We start from the raw sequence: 9,582 nt of genomic DNA on the forward strand, positions 1-9,582 counted from the left end.
AATAATTGATGCAAAAGTTGTTCATCTAGAGTAATCTGTAATTGAGCCATCCCTGAATCTCTCCTTTAGAAGTTGTTTTGGTTAACTCTATTCTAACTGAGATGACGGGCTCTGGCTCATTTTCTATGAAAAAATGATAGAGACGGCGAGAGAAATGAAATCCCGCTGTTTTTCTGGAGGGGGCTGGCCAGCCCCCTCCAGAAAAACAGCCCCTATACTCCATATTCCCTCATATTCAGATAACCCTTTTTACACAATTATACGGACTTAACTTTCTCGGTTCATCAAGAAAAATGTTTTCTTTTTGAAAAGAAAAAGTTGACAAAACAGAATAAAGGGCTTACATTAAAAACGTAATCGGTTACGTACATAAAAAGGAGTCGTTTTTAATGGTGACAATCCGTGATGTGGCCAAAGCTGCAGGTGTTTCAACCGCGACTGTTTCCCGGATTATTAATAACAAAGGGGAAGCCGGACCGGAAACCATAGAGCGCGTACAAAAAATTATAAAAGAGTTAAACTATAAACCCAATACATTAGCAAAAAGCTTATCCAAACGAAATTCAGATTTAATTGCATTGCTCATTCCATCGCTTGAAAATCCCTTTTTTCCAGAATTGGTGCATGCAATAGAAGAAACGGCGAATGAGTACGGCTACCATGTTTATTTATGCAACAGTGATGACAAACGTTCAAAAGTAAAATACTACTTGGATTCGATTTTAAGCCACTATGCGAGCGGTGCCATCATCAACTCGTTATACGTGGAATCAGAAGATCTTGAGAAACTGGAGAATAGCGGCATTTATACCGTTACGATTGACAGGTCGCAATTTGACCACCCTTTTTCAGCTGTTACGGTCAATCATAAAGCAGGTGCAAAGCTTGCTGTGGAACATTTGATAAAAGATGGGGGCTGCCGCCATATCGTGCATATTTCCGGTCCGCGTGGTGAAAAAAGTTCAGAGGATCGTTTATCCGGCTATTTGGAAACGCTCGCCACGTTCAACAGCGGGCTGTCTTCAAAAGTTGTATACGGGAATTTTGATATGGAAAGCGGGTACAAAGCTGTTCAAAAATTGATTCAAAGCGGTACGGGATTTGATGGCATTTTCAGTTCAAATGATGCAATGGCTTTAGGGGCAATGCGGGCTTGTGCGGAAGCAGGGCTTGATGTGCCTTCGAAAGTGAAAGTTGTTGGCTATGATAATATCTATTTTTCCCGTTATGCCACTCCACGTTTATCAACGGTGGACCAGCGTAAAAAGGATATTGGAAGAATTGCGGTAGAAGAATTATTACGCTTGATTCAGGATAAAAATGAAAAACCAAAAAAATATGAAATTAAACCGGAACTCTTAATCAGAGAATCTTCGGTAGATCAATAGGAGTGAAAAAAGATGAATAAAATTGGACCTTCATTAATGTGTGCTGACTTAGGTCATTTGGCTGAGAACATCCGGGAAATGGATAAAGCGGGTGTCGACTTTTACCATCTTGATGTAATGGACGGCTTGTTTGTACCGAACTTTACACTCGGGCCCGATTTCATTAAAACTGTCCGTAAGTTAACCGATAAACCGCTCGATACCCACTTGATGATTAGAAACCCGGAAAGATACATTGACTTGTTTGCAGGCTGCGGCTCCGATATGATTTCCGTCCATGCTGAAGCAACAGATAATCTTCAGGGCGCCCTTGTCAAAATTAAGAACGCGGGATTAAAAGCCGGTGTCGCCATCAATCCCGCAACACCGCTTGACGTGCTGGATTATGTCTATGACGTAACCGATTACGTTGTAGTCATGACGGTGAATCCTGGTTTTGCCGGCCAGAAATTTATCCCTGCAGTGTATGAAAAAATCGCCAGACTGCACGAAAAGATCGAGCAAAACCATTTTGATATCGAAATTGAAGTAGATGGAAACATTGGTGCCGGGACGATTCCCGCTTGCAAGCAGAACGGCGCTACCATGTATGTATGCGGAACGAGCGCTGTTTTCAAAAAAGAGGGAACACTCGGGGAAAATGTTGCCCGCACAAGACAGCTGTTAGAAACGGAAATGACCGAACTAAGCCATTAAAGAAAACGCTTTTTAAAGTGGAATCAATTCCTTTTTGGAGGGGAAAATCATGAAATTTGATATCGTAGTAGTAGGAAGTATTAATATGGACGTTGTTGCAAGTTGTGAAAAATATCCTCAATATGGGGATACTGAATTTTGCCATTCAATCCGCATGCTCCCTGGAGGAAAGGGAGCTAACCAGGCTGCCAGCGCCGCACACCTTGGCAAAAGGGTCGCCATGGTCGGGTCGGTAGGCAAAGACAGCGCCGGAAACCAAATGCTTGAGAATCTGCGCAGTAAAGGGGTCGATGTCAGCGGTGTCATCGAAACCGATAAAGCAGGTACCGGTACATTCATCGCATTGGTGGATGAATCAGGGGAAAACACCATGGTCGGGACAAAAGGTGCAAATGATGCTTTAACCGAACAAGATATTGAAACCGCTTTTTCCGGTTTGGAAGCAAAAATTTTATTGATTCAAATGGAAACAAGCAAAGAATCCATCCTGGCAGCGATGAAACTGGCAAAACAACGCGGTATGTTTGTGATTTTAGATCCGGCCCCTGCCGGCGGAATCACTCCTGAGGCATTTCAATATGCTGATCTTGTCTTACCGAACAGCCAGGAAACAGAAGCCATCACCGGAATTCAAGTAACCGATGAAGAAAGCGCATTAATGGCTGCTGAAAAGATTCGTGCACTTGGAATTCCAAATGTCATCGTGAAACTCGGAGGCAAAGGAAGCCTTGTCTATCAAGGAGGAAAAGCAACTTTCGTCCGATCAATCGAAGTTAAGGCTGTTGATACCGTAGGCGCAGGCGACTGCTATGCCGGTGCAATTGCAGATGCACTGATCGACACAAACGATCTCGCCGAAGCGGCCCGATTCGCCTCTATCGCAGCAGGCATCAAAGTATCCCGCACCGGCGGGCAAGATGCTATTCCAACACTGAAAGAAGTCCAAAACTACAGCAGACCGGTGATTGGGTGATGATAAGTGCCATCTATTAATTATCGTTTATAAAAGCTGACAGGTTATGCATCCTCCACTTTTTCGATAATCGCCTTAACCTAGACTTGAGGCGGTATGGCCGCTTTGCTAAAAATGATACGATTTTTTCTTTTCACCCGACCGTGACTTCTTATTAGAATTGTAGATAGGAAATACTTTTTCTCAAATTTGGTGATATTTCAAGCCAAAGCATGTTAAGAAAAACTAACCTTATAGTTGGACCATTACTTTGGATATAACTGAATAATGCTTTCAAAAGAAGGAGATTGATTCCTCAAATCTAATCCAGTGATTTGAAGGGTCAATCTTTTTTCGTTAGGCGGACATTATTACTTATCAAATCACGGCTTTCTCTCATATTCGGAATGCTTGTTAAAAATAAATAAACATTTGTCAAAGGGAGGTTCGACAAAATCACATTTAAGGTTGATTGAATGCGCTGTCAGCCCCACCTATAATAAAAATAAAGGAACCCCCCTTTAAAAGAATTTATGTAAACGTAAACAAACAGCGCGCTGAATGTTGAATCTCTAAATCTTTTAATGGGATTTATAGCTGAGGTTTTTGACAAGTATGTAATTCTAGGAGGCATTAAAATGAGCGAAGGCAAAGGGATTAAAGTGGCTGTCCAGAAGCTGGGAAACTCCCTTAGTACAATGGTTTTGCCGAATATTGGAGCATTTATCGCCTGGGGACTTATCACAGCAGTATTTCTATATCCATCCGGATGGTTTCCAAATAAAACATTAAATGAACTGATAAGTCCGACTGTAACCTATCTTCTCCCAATATTAATCGGTTATTCAGGTGGGAAGCTTGTCCATGATCATCGTGGTGGAGTAGTTGGTGCGATTGCAACAATGGGTGTAATTATTGGAACGGATGTACCGATGTTTTTAGGTGCCATGATCATGGGGCCGCTTGGCGGCTGGGTAATCAAAAAGTTTGATAAAACAATTGAAGGTAAAGTAAAAGCTGGATTTGAAATGCTGATTGACAATTTCTCAGCAGGTATTCTCGGCGGTTTGCTTGCGATTCTTGCTTTCCTGGGAGTAGGTCCGGTTGTTGACGCTGTATCAAGAGCATTAGCAGGAGGGGTTGAGTGGCTGATCCATACTAATATTCTGCCACTTGTCAGCATCATCATTGAACCTGCTAAAATCCTTTTCTTGAATAACGCAATCAACCACGGTGTATTAACACCGATTGGAGTTGAACAAGTGAAGGAAGCGGGAAAATCAGTACTCTTCTTACTTGAAGCAAACCCTGGCCCGGGGATGGGTGTTCTGTTAGCTTACTGCTTGTTCGGGAAAGGAACAGCAAAACGATCAGCACCGGGGGCCGCAATTATTCACTTCTTTGGCGGGATTCACGAAATTTATTTTCCTTACATCTTGATGAAACCATTATTATTTTTGTCGGTTATTCTAGGTGGTGCAAGCGGTGTCCTGACCTTAGTTGCATTACATGGCGGATTGTTGGCTCCTGCATCTCCGGGTTCCATTATTTCAATTTTGGCTGTAACACCGCATTCATTGGGAAATTATATTGCCAATATTGTTGATGTCCTTGTTGCCACGGCTGTTTCTTTTGTAGTTTCTTTCGTTATCCTAAAAACAGACAAGAGTACGGAAAATGACCTTGAAGAAGCAACAGAAAAAATGGAAAGCATGAAAGGCAAGAAGAGCCGTGCAGCTTCCCTGTTATCGGAGAACAATGTACAACTGAACCCCGGTGAAGTGAAGAAAATTGTATTTGCATGTGATGCAGGCATGGGTTCAAGCGCAATGGGAGCTTCTCTGTTAAGAAAAATGGTCAAAAAAGAAGGGCTTCCGATTACAGTTACCAATACGGCAATCCGTAATCTGCCAAAGGATATGCAAATTGTAATCACTCAAAGAGAATTAACAAGCCGTGCGAAACAGCAGGCGCCAAATGCTTACCATGTTTCTGTGGACAATTTCCTGGACAATTCACAATATGAGCGCCTGATTGAACAACTGAAAAGCAACAGCGGCAATGCCGCGCAGCAGGATCAAACCCAAGTGCCGGAAGCTGAGGCAAATTCAAATAATGAAATTTTGCCTCCAAAAAATGTATTTTTAAATCAATCATTTAAAAACAAAGAAGAAGCAATCCGTTTTGCCGGGCGTGTCTTAGTAGACAATGGTTATGTAACGGAATCGTATATTGATGAGATGATCAAACGCGAACAACTCACATCTACTTATATTGGTAATGAGATTGCCATTCCGCATGGGACAGATGAAGCAAAAGAAGCAATCTTGAAATCAGGTATTACAGTTGTCCAAGTTCCGGACGGAGTTGATTTTAACGGGAACATAGTCCGCATGGTGATTGGCATTGCCGGAAAGAATGGCGAGCATTTGGGCATCCTGTCGAAAATAGCGGAAACATGCTCGGATATGGATACGGTTAAAAAAATGGCCGAAGCCAAAACGGTAGAGGAATTGCTAAGCTATTTTGGCAGTATTACGGGCCAAAATGAAGCACAACCGGTTAATCCGTAATCATGGGTAAAATAGCAGTTTGACGGAAAAAGAAATGGGCTGATCAGATGTTTATTCGGAACAGGGAAAAAAGCATATTAGAACTGCTCCTGAAAATGAGCGGGACCCACACAGTTTCCTCACTTGCAAATGAACTTCATGTAAGTGAACGGACTGTGAACAGGGATATGAGAAATGTAGAGAAGATTTTATCAAAATACAAATTGAAAGTTTCAAAGAACCAGGACCATTTCTTATACATTGACGGGAAAAATGAGGACATTTTCAAACTTTCCCAAAGCCTGTCAAGCATGCGCCCGTTGGATCTGTCGGTTGAACAACGGAAACTAATCGTCCTAATAAAACTACTGCAAGAGAAAGAGCCGGTTAAACAGCAGGCGCTGATTTCAGATCTGGATATTTCTGCAGCGACAATTGCCTCATATCTGGATGATTTGCAGGCTTTAGTAAAAGGTTTCGGCCTTGTGCTGATTCGGAAACGCAATTTCGGTATACAGCTTTCGGGCAACGAAGCTTCGAAAAGAAGAGTTCTTGGGAAGTTTTTTATCCAGCATTTTAACGAAGAGCTGATAGAAGCCTTGTTCCAGCTTGATCATCACAAATTTCGGAATACGGACAGCCTGTTTCTCCATTTTTTTAAACCGGAGTATTTAAATGTCGTTCAAAAAGCTGTCAATACAGAGCTTGAAGAAAAGGAAATTGATCTGGCAGATAGTGATTATATGGCATTTGTTTTACAAGTTTATATCACTTACCAAAGATACATTAAGGGTTCCAGATTGCAGGAAGTGGACCATCATAGTGATCTTGAGGAAAGTGATATTGCGTTTGTCTATTCAGTTTGCCGCAGAATTGAGAGCGAACTAAAAACCGGGATTTCGGAAATTGAAAAACAGTATTTGGCGGAGTACTTTAAGGGTTCAAAAATGCAAAGCGCCGAATCTGTGTATGACGACAATGTGATCACGAGCAGAAATATTAAACAGCTGATAGAACTGGCTTCACAGAAAATTAACGTTGACCTGACTTCTGACTTTTCGCTTTTTCAAGGGTTGCTGGCCCATTTAAAACCATCCATTTTCAGAATCAGAAAAAATCTTGGATCCTACAACCCATTAACAGAGCAAATTAAACAGCAGTATCCAAAATTATTCAGAGTCATTACGGACGTTACACAAAGGGTTTTTAAAGATTTGTCCTTTCCGGAGGATGAAATTGCCTATATTGTTCTGCATTTTGGATCATCCTTGGAGCAAAGACTTTCAAATATTAATCTGCGTGCATTAGTCGTCTGCCCGACTGGAATCGGTGCCTCCAAAATGCTTAAAACACGGCTGCAGAAAGAAGTGCCCTGCATCACGGATATTGAAATATCATCCATTAAGGAAATGAAGACAAAGGACTTGAATCAATATGATTTGGTATTTTCTACCGTAAGGCTCCCTTGGGCAAATTATCCGTATCTTTATGTCAATCCGTTGTTAAGTAAAGAAGATGTGAAAAATATTGAGGGATACATTAACAGCTTTATTCAGTCAAACCGGATAGATGTTAGAGAACAAGCAGATATGAAACCGGCCGAAGCTGATTTTACAGCTGGTTCCAAAACATTGGATAGTCTAATGGATGATATGAAAGAGATGTATTCCGGCATATCAGTCCTTTTACGGAATCTAAAAGTCTATACCGGACTAACCGGAGAAGATTATCAAGATATCATTCGTTCGATGGTGGAATGTTGCTTTCAACAAGGTATCGCAAAAGATGTTGATTCGATATATAAGCGGCTGCTGGAACGCGAAAAAATTGCCGGCCTTGGAATACCGGGAACAAACATGGCTCTTTTCCACTGCCAGGATCAGGGAGTGAAGGAGCTGGCCTTCCAGCTTGCGCATTTAGAAACGCCCTCCACTTTGAGGGGAATGGATGAAAAACCAATGGATGTCCGCAATATCCTTCTCCTTTTAGCGCCAAAAGAATTGACACCGATCCAAAGGGAAATTACGAGCTTTGTCAGCTCAACAATCATTGAAGACAATAAAAGCATCTTGATTTTTTCGTCTGCTAATGAACATTTAATTCGCGAAAAACTGGAAAAATCTTTTTACCAGTTTATAAAAAATAAAATGCTAGAGGAATGATAAACATGAAACAAGCAGTCCATTTTGGAGCAGGAAATATTGGAAGAGGTTTTATCGGTGCACTATTTTCGCAATCAGGATATCATGTTACGTTTGTAGATGTGGCTGACCAGATTATCCGGGAATTGAACAGTAAGAAGTCGTATGATGTTTATATGGCTGCTGAGCATCAAGAGGTTCAGCATATTACAAACGTATCTGGCATCAATAGTAAAACCGATCCTGATGCTGCGGCAGAAGCAATTGAAAAAGCAACATACGTGACCACTGCAGTCGGCGTCAGCATTCTGCCGGGAATTGCTCCTTTAATTGCAAAAGGGATTACAAGAAGATTAGGGAATACAAATGAAAAATTGTATGTCATTGCCTGTGAAAACCAAATCTCGGCAACTGACATATTGAAAGAGCATGTAATAAAACTGTTAGATCCGGATACGCGTAATAAAATGGAAAATCGGGTCATTTTCATGAATTGTGCGGTTGATCGCATTGTTCCTGCTCAGCATAATGAACAACTGTTGGATGTTTTGGTTGAACCTTACTTTGAATGGGTGGTTGAAACCAAGGATAGTATTCCTGAAGTTACGGGCATGAAGATTGTTTCTGATATTCAGCCTTATATTGAAAGGAAATTATTTACAGTCAATACCGGGCATGCTGTCACTGCTTATATCGGCTATGCAGAAGGAAAAGAAACAATCGATCAAGCGTTGGATGATCCGGAAATCTATCAGAAAGTGAAAGCAACAGTTGAGGAAACCGGCAATTATTTGGTTAAACGGTATGGGTTAAATCTGTCGGAACACCAGCAGTATATTGAAAAGATTCTGGGACGTTTCCAAAATAAGTTTTTTAAAGATGATGTGAGAAGGGTCGGGCGCTCCCCAATCCGCAAACTGGGCCCTGAAGACCGTTTGGTAAGGCCGGCAAGAGAAGCACAAAAATTAGGACTTCCGTTTACGCATCTTGCCCAGGCCATTGCCTACTGCTTAAAATTTGACGTCGATACTGATCCGGAAGCGGTCGAACTGCAAAAACAGCTGAAAGAAAAAGGGTTGCAGGCAGTCCTTCAGGATATTTGTAAATTGGATCATGACAATCCAATTGCGGAAGAAGTTACCCGCTTTTATAAAAAATGAGCCGGCACCTGCTGTTTCATGTTGGTATCTGGAAAACGGGGCATCAGGCTATCTAATGGAAAGCAGGAGTGTAACCAATTCATTTTTAGTTTCAAATCAATCGTCAACTTAAACTTTGGCTGGATCCAATTCGGGTCCAGCTTTTCTTAGTTCATTAATTTATGGAATAAAAAAGCATGACTATTCGCCATGCTTTTTTATTCCTGCCTGGAAACCGACGAATTTTTACTTACGGTGGGTTTCCATACTTATTCAACTGTTACGCTCTTGGCCAAGTTACGCGGTTTATCGACATCGCAGCCGCGGTGAATGGCTGCGTAGTAAGCAAAGAGTTGCAACGGAATTACAGAGATAAGGGGTGTTAACAATTCGTGTACTTTTGGAATGACGAAACGGTCGCCTTCCTCATTCATGCCTTTCATGGATATGATGCAAGTATTAGCACCGCGGGCAAGCACCTCTTTGACATTGCCGCGGATATTCCAGTTGACATCCTCTTGCGTTGCAAGTGCCACAACCGGGGTGCCTTCTTCAATCAACGCAATCGTACCATGTTTAAGTTCGCCGCCTGGAAAACCTTCTGCTTGAATATAGGAGATTTCTTTTAACTTTAATGCCCCTTCAAGGCATACATAATAGTCGAGCGCACGGCCGATGAAAAAGCAATTGCGGGTTAGTGTTAAATAGTCAAAC

Annotated in this window: 7 protein-coding genes; 6 read left to right on the forward strand and 1 reads right to left on the reverse strand. The window is 41.7% G+C overall.

Annotated features, from left to right (window positions below):
• Window positions 1-389 precede the first annotated feature (389 nt).
• The 6 genes from C232_RS0117315 (at window position 390) to C232_RS0117340 (ending at window position 8,889) form a co-directional block, all read left to right on the forward strand.
• Window positions 390-1,388, forward strand: a complete 999-nt coding sequence (locus C232_RS0117315) for a LacI family DNA-binding transcriptional regulator (RefSeq protein ID WP_018665384.1) — start codon at window positions 390-392, stop codon at window positions 1,386-1,388.
• 12 nt (window positions 1,389-1,400) lie between these two features.
• Window positions 1,401-2,084 (forward strand): ribulose-phosphate 3-epimerase, encoded by a 684-nt coding sequence (rpe, locus tag C232_RS0117320; protein WP_018665385.1) that lies wholly within the window; start codon window positions 1,401-1,403, stop codon window positions 2,082-2,084.
• A gap of 49 nt (window positions 2,085-2,133) precedes the next feature.
• Window positions 2,134-3,057 carry a ribokinase gene (locus C232_RS0117325; protein ID WP_018665386.1) on the forward strand — a complete coding sequence of 308 codons (924 nt, stop codon included), beginning with the start codon at window positions 2,134-2,136 and terminating at the stop codon, window positions 3,055-3,057.
• A gap of 617 nt (window positions 3,058-3,674) precedes the next feature.
• Window positions 3,675-5,609, forward strand: a complete 1,935-nt coding sequence (locus tag C232_RS0117330) for a PTS mannitol transporter subunit IICBA (RefSeq protein ID WP_018665387.1) — start codon at window positions 3,675-3,677, stop codon at window positions 5,607-5,609.
• Window positions 5,610-5,656: 47 nt separating this feature from the next.
• Window positions 5,657-7,750, forward strand: a complete 2,094-nt coding sequence (locus tag C232_RS0117335) for a BglG family transcription antiterminator (protein WP_018665388.1) — start codon at window positions 5,657-5,659, stop codon at window positions 7,748-7,750.
• A gap of 5 nt (window positions 7,751-7,755) precedes the next feature.
• A complete protein-coding gene (locus tag C232_RS0117340) occupies window positions 7,756-8,889 on the forward strand; it encodes a mannitol-1-phosphate 5-dehydrogenase (RefSeq protein ID WP_018665389.1) in 1,134 nt (377 codons plus the stop codon).
• A 248-nt stretch (window positions 8,890-9,137) separates the two neighbouring features.
• Here C232_RS0117340 and C232_RS18940 read toward each other — a convergent pair.
• On the reverse strand, window positions 9,138-9,582 hold a 445-nt coding region (locus C232_RS18940; protein WP_018665390.1), incomplete at its 5' end, for an SIS domain-containing protein.

The sequence above is a fragment of the Heyndrickxia acidiproducens DSM 23148 genome (genome assembly GCF_000374345.1).
GTDB lineage: Bacteria > Bacillota > Bacilli > Bacillales > Bacillaceae_C > Weizmannia > Weizmannia acidiproducens.